The sequence below is a fragment of the Crinalium epipsammum PCC 9333 genome, from assembly GCF_000317495.1.
Lineage (GTDB): Bacteria > Cyanobacteriota > Cyanobacteriia > Cyanobacteriales > PCC-9333 > Crinalium > Crinalium epipsammum.
The window spans coordinates 1022315-1037430 of sequence record NC_019753.1 but is presented as its reverse complement, the minus strand read 5'-3'; the positions used below and the strand labels follow the sequence as shown (position 1 = coordinate 1037430).

The window sequence follows — 15116 nt, the reverse complement described above, 5'->3', positions numbered from 1 at the left end:
AAAAGTTGCCACAAGCGAAATAGCTAGATCATTACGATATTAGTAGCGTGTTTTGGTAACGGGTGCATAGCACCAACGTCTCGCTCACTCATCCAGAATGCGAAAGTATTAAGTAAATTATTATCTTTAGAATAACTGGGAAGCCAGCTATATATCTTTCCATCAGTATTAAGTAATGCAAACTCAATTTGTCACAACTTATTTTATCTAAGATAGTCACTATTATTAAAATCTTCTGGAAAATCAAGTGAAAATGGATTATTAATTAAAGTTTCTTCATCTAAAAATAAATCCTCATCTAAACGCTGCGGTTCTGCGGAAAATAAATCCATATCAAAATCTTTTTCGGGTGGCAATACCCTGGGTTGGTACTTTAATATTGTTAATTCTGTTGGCGCTTTTGCAATTAAATCAACTATCGGCGTTGAAAGGTGTTCTGAAAAAGTTTGACGATCGCACCATTCAAACATAGATAGATCTTCACTCAGTTGTTGTAGCAGATCTTGAGGCAAAAAATTCTTTATATCTGATTGAATGCTTTGTTGATTACTTGGGTTTAAATCTTCATTGGGAGAGGCTAAAACATAGTTATCTTCCACTACAGCATCAGGAGCAACTGTTAGCAACTGGGCGAGTATAACTACAGAATTCGGATCGGGTTTGATAGTAATTGAAGAGGCATCTGCTGGCAATAAATCAGTTAGCTGTGTGATAGTATCAATGTTATGGACAAGCTCAATATTTTGAGTAGTTTCATTAACATCTTGCGTTTCATCCCCTAAAGCATCTTCCGCCAACGCCGATGAGGTTAATGCAGCGATCTCCTCGTGTAAGAATCTATCTACATCAGATACATCAATTGGTTGTACACCTAAAGCCGCTAAATCTAGATCTATTTCTTCTATCTCAGGAGTATGTTCCAACTGGCTAATTTCAGTTTGTTTAAACTGAAGATTTGGAGTAGTTTGTTGATTTTTAATAGCAAATTTGGGATTAATAAGTCCTAATTCTAATGGTTTTTTGATCGGCTTAGAGATGAAACTTGTGCTGGAATAATGAAGTTTTCTCGATTTAGGAGTTTGTTTGACCCTATGTGGCTGAATCACGCGGAAGCTACTAGCCAAATTTGGTAATAATTTCGTGATTGGAGGTGTTTTAGAAATCTGCTGATTAGCTTCTAGTGTTGTCTGATTACTAGCTGCGTTTGTAGTAGCCCCGAACTCAGATATTTGGAGATTTGTTAAATCACGTACTTGCTGGGTGATTTGATTTAGCAAAGTTTTAAACGTCACCTCATTTTTTTGTCTTTGCTGGTAAAGGTTTCCCACACCTTGAATTAAGGATTTTTGATAGCTTTTAATATTGTGTTGTAGAGCTTCAAAGACAAATTTAAACGTAGAATCCAAGGTGATTAAAAGTTGTTCTGATTGCAGTTTTAACTGCCGCGCTTTTTCCAAATCTGTTGTTTTTGCGACGGAGTACTGTTCTGAGACACTTGATTGAAAACTTAAAAACTGAGAATCTAGATTTGCTATATTTTGAGCTACATCTGGAGTTAAACTTTCCTGAGTGCGTAGGCGTAACTCCTCGTAAACCTCGCTCAAAACGAGCGAAAACTCTGATATAGTTTGCTGAAGTATTGCCAGTTGTTGCTCTACAAAGTAGTATTTCTGTCTAAGTTCTTCTATCTCCCCAACTTCGGATGTTAGATCAGCTTTTTGCTGCTGTAAAACTTCTACCTCATCCTGTAAAGGTTTGATCAAGTTGGAACCCAATGAAGCAATTTTTTGACCAACTGCATCTACGACTTTTCGAGTTACAGATTGCTGTCCAGATGTACCTATCTTGGCACTCGAATTTTGTGACTCTAAGGTAACAAGATAGCTGCGGACTTGCTCTAGAACTAAACTCTGTTCAAGCAAATCATTTGGGGTTAATTGGCTAACGCTAGTACTAACCTTGGGAAGAATGTGGTCAATCGCCGCAATTAGCGAGTGAAGATTGTGAGAATTCACAGTATAACCTTTAAGAATAATAGGTGTAGAAAGACAATAAATACTTATGGATTTTTACTTCTTACCTATAGTTCTGCACCTGCCAACCTTGATCCGCAATTGATCGATCAAAAAATCTTGGCTATTTGTAAATTTTTACGGGTTATTCATTTAATTTAGTTATCTATTAAAACTAACAGTGAAAAACCCTAGCTATGCCTGTGGCAGAAACGCCAACAGGTAGGGAAGATAAAGAAGCGATCGCATATGAGTGCTATTTGTCCTGTTGAATAGAGGATAATATGTGTGGTGGCTAGGATGTGCGATCGCACAATCAGGCAAGCACCCACAATTAGCTGGCTTTTTACTTGGGACAAGCTCAACTTTTTTTGTGTTTTTACTCTTTCAATGGTCTAATGGAAGAAAAATACAGCGCCCGCGAACTCAACTCTAATATGAACGCGCTGATGAGCGCCGCTCCTTTATTTGCGGGCTTACCACAACCTGCTGTGGACAAAGCCATCAAGAATGTAGTTACCCGCAGCCATCCAGCTAATCAAGTGATTTTGCTAGAAAATGACTGGGGTGGATCGGTTTATTTCATCTTGAATGGTTGGGTGAAAATTCGCACCTACAATATGGATGGCAAAGAAGTCACCCTCAACATTCTTGGAATTGGAGAATTATTTGGCGAAATGGCAGCACTGGATCAAGTTCCTCGTTCCACTGATGTCATTACGCTGACTCCTACCATGATTGGTAGTATGCCATCTCAAGATTTTGTGCAATTAGTTAAAACTGAACCAATGGCAGGAGTGCGTTTGGCTCAATTAATGGCTAAACGTCTGCGTCAATTAAACCGTCGGCTGCGGTTGCGGGAATCTGATAGTGTTTCCCGTGTAGCAGACACTTTAATATTCTTGGCAGAAGGGCAGGGTAAGTCTCAAGCCCAAGGCACTGAAATTCCGAATTTGCCGCATCGCGAATTAAGTAGTCTTAGCGGACTGGCGCGGGAAACAGTAACACGAGTACTAACAAAGCTGGAGAAAAAAGGACTAATTTTGCGCGAACATGATCTGCTAATTATTCCAGATCTGGCAGCTTTGGAAGATACTATTGTATAGGAAAAAAATATGAGTTTTCACCAAATTCTCGTCGCTATTGATCAATCTAACTTATGTGAAGCTGTATTTAGTCAAGCACTAAATCTAGCAGAGTTGAATCAAGCTAAATTAATGCTGCTACATTGTATTAACAGTGAAATACTTGGTGAATCAACTATAACCATGCCTCTGGATATGGGCTTGTATCCTCCAATGGTTAATACTGCTTACGAAAATCAAAATAATATTATGCAGCAACGGCTTGAGGAGTCAAAAGCAATGCTAAGACGCTATTGCGAAACAGCCAGTAGCCGAGGCATCACAACAGAATTTGATTATAAAATTGGCGATCCTGGGCAGTATTTGTGTCAAGTTGCTCGTAACTGGGGTGCAGATTTGATTGTTTTAGGAAGACGAGGACATAAAGGATTAACTGAGGTTTTTTTGGGTAGCGTGAGTAATTATGTATTGCATAATGCTCATTGTTCTGTGTTGGTTATTCAATAAAAAAACAAGTGAATGTAATTAAAAAATCAAACCAAGCTTTTGAATATAATTAAAAATCAAACAAAACTTTCCTACCTCTACACCGATTGGAGTGTTAGAGCCTATCTTTCATAGGAGTTACGCAGAGATCCCCCTAAATCCCCCTTAAAAAGGGGGACTTTGAATTCCCCCCCCCTTTTTAATGGTGGCTAGGGGGGATCTAGGTTTCAGGCTTTCGGTGCGTAAGTCCTATTTCAAAATAATTAACTACAAAAAATATCTGTGTTTATCTACGGTTAAAATCTCTTAAAATCACTTTGAAAGATCGGCTCTAAGTGTAAATGGAAAATAGTCACGACGAATCGGAAATCCAACCTTTGAACAACAATACAGACTCATCCCAGGAGGTTAACCCAAATGAGCAAATAACTGAGGATACATCTCAACAAAACGATTTGCCAGATCAACAATTGCAAAGAATCTCTGATCGGGTTGCTCAAGAAGGTAAAATGCCCTTGAGTATGGTAGAAACAGCGTTTCTTGCCAGTACTGCTAGCTTGATTTGGTTGATTAATTACTACTTTCCCCTTGGACCAGTACTGCGAATTTTTTTCCCGATCCCAATTGCTTTAGTCTATTTAAGATGGGGGCATCGGGCATCATGGATGTCAGCATTAGTTTCTGGGTTGCTTTTATCTGTGTTGATGGGACCAACGCGCAGTATTTTGTTTTTTATCCCTTATGGATTAATGGGGGTACAGCTTGGTGCTTTATGGAGACGCGGTTCTAATTGGTTATTGTCAATTGGTATCGGTGGATTAATTGGAACATTTGGGTTCTTTTTTCGGTTTTGGTTACTCTCTATCCTGCTGGGGGAAGATCTCTGGATTTATTTAATGACTCAGATTACTGAAGTAGCAGAGTGGGTGTTTGTGAAGTTGGGGTTTTTGGCTCAACCAAATTTACTGTTAGTGCAAGCGATCGCATTAGCTATGGTAATACTCAACAATATGATTTATCTATTTGTTGTTCATCTGGTGGCTTTGTTATTACTAGATAGATTAGGTAATCCTATCCCTAGACCTCCACATTGGGTACAAGTACTGGTGGATTACGACTATTAACAATTAACAATTATCAATTAACAATGACCGATGACCAAGAATTCATTAAGATTTATACGCAAATAGCACAAGGGAAACAATGGTTAGAGCAGTATCGGGGAAAATTACCTGTATTTGCTTGTATCTTAGGTTTTACTGAAACAGGTTTGATTCCTGGTATTTCAGCAGCAGGTAGCACGCCTGATGCTCGACGTTATACTGCGATCGCAGATGCGGAATTTTTGTTTAACGGTTCCCAGGTAAAACCTCAATATCCCCTACCACCCCTAGATGCTGGAGCTTCCCCAGTATTAATTTCCCGTGCTGTAGTGGAAGCATTAGACATCCCTCTATATATATTTAATGCTGGTTTGCCTCAACCACCATCAGTGCCAAACATTGATTTAGGTGGTATTCCAGCAGCTTGTTTAACATCTGGTAATGCTTTACCACTAGAAATTGTCAAACATCTACTGATGCAAGGGTTAAATTGGGGAGAAAAGTTAGCCGCAAAAACGCCTGATGGGTATGTAATTCTCGGTGAGTGTGTTGTCGGGGGAACTACCACAGCACTAAGTATCCTTACAGGAAGTGCGATCGCGGCAGTTGGTAAAGTTAATAGTAGCCACCCTAACTGTAATCATCAGCAAAAGTGGGCTTTGGTGCAAGCTGGGTTACAACGCTCTGGACTTGTTAATGTTGATGATTTTATTAAATTTGAAACTAATCAACTTCAATCTATAGATCCTTTAAAATTAGTAGCCGCAGTAGGCGATCCGATGCAAGTAGTAGTAGCTGGGATGGCAATTGCTGCTAGTCGCACCAGTGGTGTATTACTTGCTGGCGGTACACAAATGTTAGCTGTTTACGTCTTGATTAAGAAAATTGCTGAGTGCTACTGTCTAGAATGGCAACCTGAACAAATTGTTGTAGGAACGACTCGCTGGGTAGCAGAAGATCCTACTGGTGACACAGTTGGACTAGCTTCCGCCGTCGGAGAAGTTCCCCTGATCGCCACCCAGTTAAGCTTTGCTGCTTCTCGTTATCATCAATTACGAGTTTATGAGCAGGGATATGTTAAAGAAGGGGTGGGTGCTGGTGCTGGTGCGATCGCCGCTCATCTCTATCGAAACTGGAACCAAACCCAGCTTCTGCAAGCTATTGAATCGTTATTAGAAAGCCTAAACCATTAATGCCAATACCCTTTTTGGTCATTGGGCATTGATAATTGTTAATTGATTAAAACTCTCCCGTTTTTAAACTACGGAGGACTTTTAATATCACTAAAAGCTTTGTACCAATCAAGCTATACCTAACATGGGTGAAGCCATCTGACTTAAGCATGACGTTAACTCCTTAGCGGAATCTAGTAGCTAAAAGTTGCTCTTCTAGAGCAGCAATGCGATTATATGCCGCAGTGAGTTGTGCCGTTAATCGTCTAATTTGAATCTCAGGAGACAAATCCTTTTCACTGCTTTGATAACCATTTTGATCAAAACTGCTACCATCACTCAGGATATCTTTATGTTCTAAGCTTCGCTCAAGGCTGCTCTGATGCTGGTAATTATACTGTCTGCTCATTGCTACCGATGAGTGAGCAACGCCATTTACAGACGTTGCTACCTTTTGTGATAAAGCTGTTGAGACTTTATAGTTCAACTCATTTATCATTTGGTACATCGCATCAACTTTATTACTTAAAGCGATGACTTGAGTTTCAACTGAATCCATATCGTTGCAAATTAATATTAGTTGCTTTTATTTATAGTAGGCATCAAATTCAGAAATATTATAATTTTTCTGAATCATTTAACTTTTGAGCGTTATGATCAGATAACGCTAACTTTTATAAGTTTTTACACCTAAGTAATTTTCCAATATTGAGTACTTGATGCTGGTATGCCAACCATAAACAGTGACATTAGATAACCATTGCTGTATCACTCTTAACAAAAATTGTGATAATTTACTTACCTAGTTTCTCAAATAAATATCAAAAATGAAGCGACGCGCTTTCTTAACAGGTGCTGGAACTCTAGCATTGAGCCAGCTAGTTGCAGGTTGTCAGGGTTCTAAAACTGAAATCCTCAATATCAGACTGCTAAGAAACTCTATTCCTCCTCAGCTATTAAATGAGTTCCGTAATACCATCAAGCCCAGCCCAAAGCTTAACTTTGCTCCCATACCACAGTTAAAAGAAATACTTAAAAGCCTCGAAACCTGGAAAAAACCCGCAGAGATACAAAACAACAAGCTAAAAATCCCATTTTTGTCACCTAAACAGCCAGAAATCCCAGACTTAGTGACATTGGGGGATTATTGGCTAGAATCTGCCATTCAACAGCAGCTAATTCAACCAATAGCACTTGATAAGCTGAAAAATTGGCAGCAGATGCCGAAGCAATGGCAAGAATTGGTTCAGCGTAACGAGCAAGGTCAATTAGACGCTGCTGGAAAAATCTGGGGTGCGCCTTATCGCTGGGGTAGTACGGTAATTGCTTATCGTAAAGATAAGTTTAAGTCTTTAGGTTGGACACCCACCAATTGGAGTGATTTGTGGCGAGAGGAATGCAAGGGTCGCATTTCTTTATTAGATCAACCCCGTGAAATAATTGGTCTAACTTTGAAACACCTGGGTTATTCCTACAACACTACCAATTTAGATGAAATTAAAAATCTCAAGGATGCCCTTAAAAAGCTGCACCAAAACGTCAAGCTATACAGTTCTGATACTTACCTACAACCTTTAATTTTAGGGGATACCTGGTTAGCAGTCGGTTGGTCAACAGATGTATTAAAGGCAATTAAAAGCGAACCGAAAATTGCTGCTGTAGTTCCTCAGTCGGGAACAGCACTTTGGGCAGATGTATGGGTACGACCAAAGTTAGCTAGTGCTAACTCGACTTCAGACACACCAAATTTACAAACTTTAGCCGACCAGTGGATTGATTTTTGTTGGCAACCAAAGTCGGCTAGTGCTATTTCTATATTTACTGAAGCAGTCTCACCAGTATTAATTAATATGGATGGAAATGATATTCCCAAAGATTTAGTTAAAAATCAGCTACTACTACCAAACAAGCAAATTATTCAAAAAAGTGAATTTTTGCATCCCCTATCTAAAGCGACTGAACAGCAGTATCTCTCATTATGGCAAGAAATTCGTAATATTTAGGCTCCCCTAATTTTGCTAGGTAATTTAACAACGCATCCTTTAAAGGCTCTTAAAAAGGAGATGCTTGTGGTTTAAGTCTCAATCGCAAACTATCTTGACTAGAAGATTCTAACCAAATTTGGCAATTAGGCAAATTACTACTCAAGTTACAGGTGTAAGCTGCTAAAAGCGTTCTCTGCTGATTGAATACCCTAATGTTGTAGCCAAAATCTCTAGCAACATTACCAAACTCATTGACAAAGCGGTAGCGATCCATATAGTCCAGCAGAGTCCAAAGTTGCCGATTTACGACCAAATCCACCCGTTTTTCTGTTGGGTAAGCAATCCAGTTGTTGAGCATCTTACCCGCAAACTGTTCTTTAGCCCACCAAAGGCTAGGAGTTGTCAATCCATCTTGCGAAATTGTATTAGCTGTTATAACATCAGGTCGCGTAGGCGTTTTTTCTTGCTGGATGAGGTTTAATTCTAAAGGGGCTTTAGAAGGCACTGGGATATATGAAGTTTGTGCCTGTGCTAATACAGGATAAAAACAATAAATAAGCAGTAATAACGATATTTTTTTGATTGTATAATTTTGGGTAATTCGGTTAACTTAATTAAACTTAGAAGCCCACCCTCCATTTTCCAACTCGTTAGCGAGGATAGAGAAATTTTAGGCTTAATATTTTTTAAGGTAGAGCTAATTATTACCATTTTGTTTACTAGAACTAAAGTTGATTAATAACGAGCTTAATGATAGATTTTATAGCAATACAAAGATTTAAAAATTATTGACTTAAGTTATTATCTAATAGTTCCTTAAAAATCTGCTATTGAACAATTATCAATGACGCAAAAACGACTTAGAAATACTACCTAGACGAAATATTCTTAACTGTCAATCCCATAATCTTCGTCTAGGTGTACCATTAAGACGTTGGTGAGTGTCTGTTAAGAGTTTGGGAATATCGAGTTGCTGGGGACAACGAGGTAAACAGTCGCCACATTCGGTACAGTTTGCGCCTTTTACGCCAGGAAACCAATGACCCGCGTTTCCAAACATCCCATAGCGATATTGACCATAATCAGTCATATCATAGGCAACTGCTAGATTCCGCAGGCGTAGTACTTCTGGAATATTGATATTCTCTGGACAAGGTAAACATTTGTAGCATTGGCTGCACAAATCTGTGGAGAGAGCGTCTACCATTCGGGTGTGTAGACGCTCTATAATTTCCACTTCTATTGGTGTTAAGGGGTAATCTTTATCCGCAACAGTCAGAGGTTCGGTTAATTCATCTGGGTTAGCTGCACCTACACTAAGGGTAGTAATGCGACGATCGCTCAATAAAAAGCGATAATTTAGCTCTAGGGGAGAAAAAGGAGCGCATAATTCCTTCAAGGTAGCTGTTGGTGTGTATAACCGCCCACCCTTATCTGCTGGTGAGATAATAAATATGCCCATATCCTTTTGATGGGCTAATGCTATTGCTGCTGCATGACGTTGAAAAAAATAGTAGTAATGCAGATTGACAAATTCAAATAAATCTGTACTGATGGCTGCGAGGATTACATCTAATGAGCCATGTGTAGAAAAGCCAAGGTGTCGGATTTTACCGGATGCGATCGCTTGCTGCACAGGCTGCATACAGCCATTAGGAGCTAATACCCATTCCAAATGCTCCCAAGTATTTATGCCATGAATTGCTAGACAATCTATATAGTCTAGGTTTAAACGTTGTAAAGATTCGTCAAGCCAATTACGCATGGTATCAGCATTAGGGGCAGGTGGTAGCTTGGTAGTAATATATACCTGCTCCCGTGAAACGGCTAATCCAGTTCGGAAAATTTCACCAAGATACTGCTCACTTTTGCCATACCCTCTAGCTGTTTCTAAGTGATTTATTCCTTGGGCAATAGCATGATTTACTGTTCGGTAAGCCTCTGCTGGAGATGCCAAACAGCGCATTGTTCCCAAAGAGAATACTGAAAACTGGAGATTAGTTTTCCCAAATCGGCGATAACGCATACGGTCATTGGTCATTGGTCATTGGTTAGTGCTAAAAGCTATTCCCCATTAAAGCCACCTCGCTGAATCAAATCCTCTGGTCGCAGTCTAGATATAAAATCCCTAAAGGCTCGACGTTCTGCCTCGTCAGCATCGCGGTCAACAGGGATAGAAGCATCAGCAATTACTTCTTCCATGACCCAAATTGGGGCATTAGTGCGGATAGCGATCGCGATCGCATCACTAGGTCGGGCATCAATTTCCTTTTTTACCTCACCCTGACTGACAATCATCAGTGCATAGAAAGTATTATCCTGAAGCGAGTTAATAATTATACGCTCCAGTTTCATATTCCAAGCCTCAAACATATTAGCCATCAAGTCATGGGTAAGAGGTCTAGGAGGTGCTTGGTTTTCTAAAGCACTGATAATTGCTTTTGCCTGATCTTGTCCAATAAAAATCGGCAAAGCGCGTCGGTCTGAACCATCTTTTAGCAGCACAATGGGGCTACGAGTGACAGCATCTAAGGCAATGCCAGCAACTTTCATCTCAATCATCAGCTTGACCTCAAAAATACGGTCGGTATCCAGTGTGGTTAAAGCAAAGCGATCAACTTATACTTGATAAATTAGAAACACAATCAAAGCGTAAGCTTTTGTTAATTTTTTATACTTTGCAACTGTACAAGCAGCCGTGAAGACACAGGTTAACACCGTTTCACTTTTAAAGTTGATACAACTAAGCAGTAAGGGTCAGGGATCAGGGGGAAAGAATAAGAAATTAATTGTTTGTATCAGGCATTTTGTGAAATTGTATAACTTGGGAGCAACAAAGCTGTATTTCCCAGTATGCACCAGTCTGAAAAATATTGGGCTGTGAATTGAAAGGAAAAATGATATTGGCTGGCAATTTGAGCATTTACTACTACTTAACTTTAGCTGGAATTAAAAGCAGTGTTTACAGGATTAATTCAAGCACTGGGAACAATTAGACCACAGGGGGAGGATCGTTTTGGAATTTCCTGCCTTGGGGATGCCTCAAAAACACTTTTACTAGATTTAGCGATCGGTGATAGTGTCGCAGTCGATGGGGTTTGCCTCACTGTAGAAAAAATTTTACCCCAAGGCTTTGTAGCCGCAGCTTCACCAGAAACTTTAACTCGTACTACTCTAGGGCAGCAGCAGCAAGCAGCCGCTTACGTCAACCTAGAAGGCTCTTTACGGGTTGGTAGCAAGCTAGGGGGGCATTTCGTCACTGGTCACGTAGATGGGATCGGTTGTCTAGAATCAGTAGTACAAACAGCCCAAGCTTGGGAAATGCGGTTTACAACACCGCCATTATTTGCTGACCAGTGGCAAAGACAAATTGCGCGTTACATAGTCCCCAAGGGAAGTATCGCAGTTAACGGTGTCAGCTTGACGGTAGCAGATTGTGATTCAGACAGTACTTGGTTCTGTGTAGCTGTAATACCCCACAGTTTTGCCGAAACTAACCTGCGTTATTTACAGCCTGGAAGCTGGGTAAATTTGGAAGGTGATATTCTCGGTAAGTATGTCGAAAAATTTATGGGGTTTTCTTCTGCTACTAGAGATATCAAAAATGGCGATCGCCAACATGAAATTACGTCCACCTTCTTAGCAGAAAACGGGTACTTTTAAACAATTAACAATTATCAATTAATTTGACGCTCTTGTTTTGGGTTTAGCACTCAACAAAAGCGAAATCATTGTAACAGTAGAATTAGTAAAGCTTATAAACATAGCAGGAAGCAAAGCTTAGAACACAAAAAGATTGTTAACGTCCTAATCTCTACTTCAACTGCTACATTTGTTAGCCAAGCTTTGAATAACTGATAATTGATTAACCGCCTGGTTGGGTGATTACTTGTGAGGCACGTAAAGAATTAACTAATTGAGCCATAGCATACTCTAATTGCACCCCTGAATTTGTGGCTACCCAGCCTTGAGATGTCAGTTCACGGGTTTCAAAATGTAAATGGGGGCCAGTGGATCTGCCAGTGCTACCTACGCGCCCAATTATAGTTCCCTGTTCTATCATTTGACCAGGTTGAACAAAAATTTCTGATAGGTGACCATAGAGAACTTGTTGAGTTTGGCTACTTTGAAGAATAATGGCTTTGCCATAGCCACCCATCCAGCCTGCGCTAGCTACAGTAGCAGGGGAAGTTGCTAGTACTGGTGTCCCCATCGGTGCGCCGATATCAGTACCAGCGTGAAAGGTGCGAGATCCTAATATTGGGTGTACCCGCCAGCCAAAAGCTGATGTGATGGATGCGGGAACTGTTAGGGGGAAAATGAAGCTACTGTTACCATTAGTTGGCAATAACTGTGGATAAATATTGGAAATATAGGAATTTAATTTTGTCGGTAAGCCCGATAAGCTCGGTAAGCTTCGCTGCACCGCAGCCACTGGTGTATAACGACGGTAGCTGCTAAGACGAGTTTTTGGGGAACTAACTCGAATAGGATTAATATTAACTGAGGCAACATTAGTAAATTGTTTATTTCTCAGTTTTGGCTTGCTTAAATTAGGCAGTCGCACAGCAACAGTTTGAGGAGCAGGAACAGCAATAGTACGATAAGCCGTTGTAGTTTGTGGACTCAGTTTTACTGCACCACACAGTCCCCGATATAGTCCTGGCCCCCGTAACACAGTTTTGCAGGTTGAGGCTTGTTTTAGGGCAATAACAGGCTTTTTACTAGATTGTCGCAGGCGTGAGTCGTTTCTACCTACGTTAATAGTGTAGTTATCACTAGGTTCAACAGTAGCATCAACGTAAACATTGTTTTTTACGCTAACCGGAAGTTTGGGGCTGGCTGCTGTAGTATTGGGTATGACATTTGGAAGTGCTATTGGTTCAGGCGTAGCTGGTACAACGAAATTTGGATAAGTCCGTTTTGGTTGAGCGACAGCAACATCTGAATTATTAGCTCTTTCTGGTGTAGAAGATTTGCGGACAGCTACTGGTTCAGATAGGCGTTTTGGGGAAGGTTGACGTGCAAAAGCGGGTTCAGATAGGCGTTCTGGGGCTGAAGGTTTCTGTAGTACAACGGGATCTTGATGTCGTTGGGATACAGATGGTTGGGCTTCTGGAGCAGAGCTTTTAGGGGCAACATCTAGAACAGGTTCTGCATCTACAATGACGTTGCGGGGACTTTCTGCTGTGGTAATGGTGGCTGTATCCTGCGCTGGTTCGGCATTGGCAAACATTAACCCGTTACTGAGGACACCTAAACCGCCAACCCAGCCTAATCCTTGAATTAGTAGGGAACGCCGATAAAAAATGCTTAAAGGTGTGGAATAACTGGAGGATTGCTTTGGGTTTTCCGCTTCTATACTCATTAGTCTCTCTATATAATGCTTGGTGAATTTTAGGGAGTTGTAGTCAACTGAACTATGAACTAAACTTATCTGATCATTTATCCTCTAGCATTTATCCTTTTTTCATCCTTGATTCTTTAAAGTTGACTTGATAATTATGTCGTCAATCTAGTTTTATTAACGCCAAAATCTTTCAAACTTATGGCTGTGAGCAACTATTTGTTGTAGCCCAAACTGATTGTACCGGGCTTTAGACAAATTTCTGAGGGGGATTTCTCAGATGGCAAGCAAACTCGCAAATCTCCAGTAGGGGTTACACCTACAACTCTTCCTAGATGTCCATCTATAAGGATAGATTGTTCCTGGTTAATTAGAAGCTTGAGGTAAGAAGACAGCAAAACGTCTAATTTTTCTGCTAAACAATTTTGATATCCGGATAAAATTCCTCTAATAGTAATAAGCATTAACATTTCTAATGATTTAATCGGCTGGATTGCCTGATTCTTAAAGAAAGATATAAGATTAATGCCAGTTTCAGGTACTGGGTTAGCCCAGTTAATCCCAACACCAATGACTGCTTTGGTAATTATCCCTTGGTGGACACGGGTTTGGGTGAGAATACCGCCAAGTTTATGTCCAGTAAGTACCAAATCATTAGGCCACTTGAGTAATACTGGAATACCATGATCCCGTAAGGCGGTGGCTATTCCCCAAGCACTAGCGAAAGTAAGCACGGCACTGTTGGCGGTGGGTATATTAGGAGCAACAGCTATAGATAGGTACAGACCACCTTCAGGAGATTGCCAATGCCGTCCCCATTGACCTCGACCTGCGGTTTGTTGGTTGGCAATTACAACTGTTCCTGGTTCAGCGCCTTGATCAATTAATTCCCAAAGCTTGTGATTGGTAGATGATAATGTCTCAAATATATGAAATGAAAGCTGTAGAGGTTGATTTTGATTTGCCCCTACTAGGGATTCAAGCTGTTGAGGATCAAATGGCACTGCTGCTAGTTTGAGAAGTAGTCACTTAAGATAGCATAGATAATTTTTTTGCTGTCGGCTCACTTTATAGTTAATTTATTTACAGATGGATAGTAATATTTGGCACTGGCACCGTTGGGAAGGATTACCTTATTTAACTTGTAGCTTGCTGGAACCTTGGTCGCACGGATTTTTTACTTCTTTGTTTTCGCCTAGAACTCCGTTAGAGTTAGTGGAGGTGCTGCAACCAGAAGCTGAAGTTTATCGAGTTAAGCAGGTACATGGCAATACGGTGCTAACGCCGTCAATGATAGGGGCGGCTATGGCTGAAGGTAAGGAAGAACAAGAGGGGGGGTTACTACCTGCTGATGGATTAGTAACAGAGCAAGCTAACCAGGCTATTTGGGTGTGTAGTGCTGATTGTACTCCGGTATTGATTGCCGATCGCCATACGGGACAAGTGGCAGCAATTCATGCTGGTTGGCGCGGGACTGCCTCTAAAATTGTGCCAGAAGCGATCGCGCAATTAGTTGCTGCTGGTAGTAAGTTAGAAAATTTGCTTGTAGCTATGGGACCTGCCATTTCAGGTGAAGTTTATCAAGTATCTGTTGATGTTGGTGTTGAAGTTGGAGCCAGCATTATACCAGCAAATGTTGCACATTCTCATCAGGCAATTTTAGATATTTTGCAGGAGTTACCTGATTCGCCAATATTACCAGATCCAGAAGTTGATAAGGTTCGTTTAGATGTGCGGAAAGTTAATGCAATTCAATTGGCACAACTAGGTATAAAAGAGGAGCAAATTGCGATCGCGCCTCACTGTACCTATCAAGAACCAGATAAATTTTTCTCCTATAGGCGATCGCAACTTAAAAAAGTTCAGTGGTCAGGGATTGTAAGTTTACACGAGTAAATTAGATGTAGCAGAATGTAGAGACGCGCC

At 40.5% G+C, this 15116-nt stretch carries 15 protein-coding genes; 7 read left to right on the top strand and 8 right to left on the bottom strand.

What is annotated here, in order from left to right; genetic code table 11:
• Nucleotides 1-203: 203 nt before the first annotated feature.
• Together CRI9333_RS04405 and CRI9333_RS26565 are read right to left on the bottom strand one after the other, a co-directional pair.
• Nucleotides 204-2015, bottom strand: coding sequence for a hypothetical protein (locus CRI9333_RS04405; protein WP_015201956.1), 1812 nt, complete (start codon nucleotides 2013-2015; stop codon nucleotides 204-206).
• A 188-nt stretch (nucleotides 2016-2203) separates the two neighbouring features.
• Nucleotides 2204-2377 carry a hypothetical protein gene (locus tag CRI9333_RS26565; RefSeq protein WP_157462269.1) on the bottom strand — a complete coding sequence of 58 codons (174 nt, stop codon included), beginning with the start codon at nucleotides 2375-2377 and terminating at the stop codon, nucleotides 2204-2206.
• A gap of 33 nt (nucleotides 2378-2410) precedes the next feature.
• Between CRI9333_RS26565 and CRI9333_RS04400 the strand changes: the two genes are divergently transcribed.
• From CRI9333_RS04400 to cobT, 4 genes are all read left to right on the top strand, one after another.
• The gene (locus CRI9333_RS04400) at nucleotides 2411-3118 is read left to right on the top strand and encodes a Crp/Fnr family transcriptional regulator (protein WP_015201955.1); all 708 of its coding nucleotides are present in this window, start codon (nucleotides 2411-2413) and stop codon (nucleotides 3116-3118) included.
• A gap of 9 nt (nucleotides 3119-3127) precedes the next feature.
• Complete coding sequence (locus CRI9333_RS04395) at nucleotides 3128-3604, top strand: universal stress protein (protein ID WP_015201954.1); 477 nt, start codon at nucleotides 3128-3130, stop codon at nucleotides 3602-3604.
• 320 nt (nucleotides 3605-3924) lie between these two features.
• The gene (locus tag CRI9333_RS04390) at nucleotides 3925-4707 is read left to right on the top strand and encodes a DUF2232 domain-containing protein (protein ID WP_015201953.1); all 783 of its coding nucleotides are present in this window, start codon (nucleotides 3925-3927) and stop codon (nucleotides 4705-4707) included.
• 23 nt (nucleotides 4708-4730) lie between these two features.
• Nucleotides 4731-5879 (top strand): nicotinate mononucleotide-dependent phosphoribosyltransferase CobT, encoded by a 1149-nt coding sequence (cobT, locus tag CRI9333_RS04385; RefSeq protein ID WP_015201952.1) that lies wholly within the window; start codon nucleotides 4731-4733, stop codon nucleotides 5877-5879.
• Nucleotides 5880-6042: 163 nt separating this feature from the next.
• On the opposite strand, the gene CRI9333_RS04380 is transcribed toward cobT, so the two are convergent.
• A complete protein-coding gene (locus tag CRI9333_RS04380; protein WP_015201951.1) occupies nucleotides 6043-6417 on the bottom strand; it encodes a hypothetical protein in 375 nt (124 codons plus the stop codon).
• A gap of 268 nt (nucleotides 6418-6685) precedes the next feature.
• On the opposite strand from CRI9333_RS04380, the gene CRI9333_RS04375 reads away from it, so the two are divergent.
• Nucleotides 6686-7861, top strand: coding sequence for an extracellular solute-binding protein (locus CRI9333_RS04375; protein ID WP_015201950.1), 1176 nt, complete (start codon nucleotides 6686-6688; stop codon nucleotides 7859-7861).
• A gap of 49 nt (nucleotides 7862-7910) precedes the next feature.
• Here CRI9333_RS04375 and CRI9333_RS04370 read toward each other — a convergent pair whose 3' ends face one another.
• From CRI9333_RS04370 to CRI9333_RS04360, 3 genes are all read right to left on the bottom strand, one after another.
• Nucleotides 7911-8348, bottom strand: a complete 438-nt coding sequence (locus CRI9333_RS04370; protein WP_198013621.1) for a hypothetical protein — start codon at nucleotides 8346-8348, stop codon at nucleotides 7911-7913.
• A 390-nt stretch (nucleotides 8349-8738) separates the two neighbouring features.
• Nucleotides 8739-9869 (bottom strand): aldo/keto reductase, encoded by a 1131-nt coding sequence (locus CRI9333_RS04365; protein ID WP_041226338.1) that lies wholly within the window; start codon nucleotides 9867-9869, stop codon nucleotides 8739-8741.
• 38 nt (nucleotides 9870-9907) lie between these two features.
• Nucleotides 9908-10405 carry a bifunctional nuclease family protein gene (locus tag CRI9333_RS04360; RefSeq protein WP_015201947.1) on the bottom strand — a complete coding sequence of 166 codons (498 nt, stop codon included), beginning with the start codon at nucleotides 10403-10405 and terminating at the stop codon, nucleotides 9908-9910.
• A 396-nt stretch (nucleotides 10406-10801) separates the two neighbouring features.
• Between CRI9333_RS04360 and CRI9333_RS04355 the strand changes: the two genes are divergently transcribed.
• A complete protein-coding gene (locus tag CRI9333_RS04355; RefSeq protein WP_015201946.1) occupies nucleotides 10802-11506 on the top strand; it encodes a riboflavin synthase in 705 nt (234 codons plus the stop codon).
• Between the two features lie 202 nt (nucleotides 11507-11708).
• On the opposite strand, the gene CRI9333_RS04350 is transcribed toward CRI9333_RS04355, so the two are convergent.
• Both CRI9333_RS04350 and CRI9333_RS04345 read right to left on the bottom strand, forming a co-directional pair.
• On the bottom strand, nucleotides 11709-13211 hold the full coding sequence (locus CRI9333_RS04350; RefSeq protein ID WP_015201945.1) for a M23 family metallopeptidase: 1503 nt from the start codon (nucleotides 13209-13211) through the stop codon (nucleotides 11709-11711).
• Between the two features lie 194 nt (nucleotides 13212-13405).
• Nucleotides 13406-14194, bottom strand: a complete 789-nt coding sequence (locus CRI9333_RS04345; RefSeq protein ID WP_015201944.1) for a biotin--[acetyl-CoA-carboxylase] ligase — start codon at nucleotides 14192-14194, stop codon at nucleotides 13406-13408.
• Between the two features lie 85 nt (nucleotides 14195-14279).
• Between CRI9333_RS04345 and pgeF the strand changes: the two genes are divergently transcribed.
• Nucleotides 14280-15086 (top strand): peptidoglycan editing factor PgeF, encoded by an 807-nt coding sequence (gene pgeF / locus CRI9333_RS04340; protein ID WP_015201943.1) that lies wholly within the window; start codon nucleotides 14280-14282, stop codon nucleotides 15084-15086.
• Nucleotides 15087-15116 lie beyond the last annotated feature (30 nt).

Excerpts from the sequence above, each read along its gene's own strand:
- CRI9333_RS04400 (WP_015201955.1), top strand. The coding sequence starts at position 2,411 with ATGGAAGAAAAATACAGCGCCCGCGAACTCAACTCTAATATGAACGCG.
- CRI9333_RS04395 (WP_015201954.1), top strand. The coding sequence starts at position 3,128 with ATGAGTTTTCACCAAATTCTCGTCGCTATTGATCAATCTAACTTATGT.
- CRI9333_RS04390 (WP_015201953.1), top strand. The coding sequence starts at position 3,925 with ATGGAAAATAGTCACGACGAATCGGAAATCCAACCTTTGAACAACAAT.
- cobT (WP_015201952.1), top strand. The coding sequence starts at position 4,731 with ATGACCGATGACCAAGAATTCATTAAGATTTATACGCAAATAGCACAA.
- CRI9333_RS04380 (WP_015201951.1), bottom strand. The coding sequence starts at position 6,417 with ATGGATTCAGTTGAAACTCAAGTCATCGCTTTAAGTAATAAAGTTGAT.
- CRI9333_RS04375 (WP_015201950.1), top strand. The coding sequence starts at position 6,686 with ATGAAGCGACGCGCTTTCTTAACAGGTGCTGGAACTCTAGCATTGAGC.
- CRI9333_RS04365 (WP_041226338.1), bottom strand. The coding sequence starts at position 9,869 with ATGCGTTATCGCCGATTTGGGAAAACTAATCTCCAGTTTTCAGTATTC.
- CRI9333_RS04360 (WP_015201947.1), bottom strand. The coding sequence starts at position 10,405 with ATGATTGAGATGAAAGTTGCTGGCATTGCCTTAGATGCTGTCACTCGT.
- CRI9333_RS04350 (WP_015201945.1), bottom strand. The coding sequence starts at position 13,211 with ATGAGTATAGAAGCGGAAAACCCAAAGCAATCCTCCAGTTATTCCACA.
- pgeF (WP_015201943.1), top strand. The coding sequence starts at position 14,280 with ATGGATAGTAATATTTGGCACTGGCACCGTTGGGAAGGATTACCTTAT.